The organism is Neptunitalea chrysea, from assembly GCF_027924145.1.
Taxonomy (GTDB): domain Bacteria; phylum Bacteroidota; class Bacteroidia; order Flavobacteriales; family Flavobacteriaceae; genus Neptunitalea; species Neptunitalea chrysea.
In genome coordinates this window covers 1-792 of the sequence record NZ_BRVP01000071.1, presented here as the reverse complement: position 1 = coordinate 792, position 792 = coordinate 1, and the positions used below count along the sequence as shown (strand labels likewise).

Annotated in this window: 1 protein-coding gene; it reads right to left on the bottom strand. The window is 33.1% G+C overall.

Translation table 11 applies throughout. The annotated features are described in order from the left end of the window. Positions 1-70: 70 nt before the first annotated feature. Positions 71-685: a DUF6705 family protein gene (locus NBRC110019_RS16740; protein WP_281756613.1), complete on the bottom strand. Its 615-nt coding sequence runs from the start codon at positions 683-685 to the stop codon at positions 71-73. Between the last annotated feature and the right edge of the window lie 107 nt (positions 686-792).

Below are 792 nucleotides of genomic sequence, written 5' to 3'. Positions count from 1 at the left end.
CTTAAAACTTAGCAACATAATTGCTACTCCTAAAATGTGTTTTAATTTCATATTACTTTATTATGCTTGTTTACTGTTTCACCAACACCAAATCTTGCATTACAGGCAACTTATAAGGCACATGATTATCTGGATTATTCAACATATACGCTTGTACAGAACCTGCCATATAAATTTTAATCACCTCTTGCCCATTTACTGTAGCTCTCCGAACATAAAGATCTGCTATATCTTCGTTTGTAGTATCTTGTATAGATAATTCTAACCAAACCTCATTTGCTCCATAATCTGCATTGGGCTCCTGAAAATAATTCCCCACATAAAACATATTTCCATTTATGGGATAAGATGTCCCATTAGCATAAGTAACAGTAAGCTCACTCAAGGTATTTATAACATCAGTATTATTTACCGTAAGTTGGTAGGCACCAATAAGCATGTCTTCATAAAACACCCCGTTCATGGAAGACATAAGCTTCTTTTGTAACACCACTTTAAAAATAGTATCGTTAGACGTATACACATACGTACCCACAAATGGGTCTAACACCTCAAACACATCTTTATAATAATATCCTTCCTGTAAAGGTTCTCCACTTCCCAAGGGAACTTCGGTTACTTGTGAGAAACCCAGTTGACCTATAGAAAAACAAATTAAAAGTAGTAGTAAACGATACCATTGCATATATAACACATATTTATATAACGGAAGTACATACCTCCAATTCTTATAAATATATTTAAAAAAAATCGGTATATTTTACTAGAAACCGTAATTACGTATAAATACGC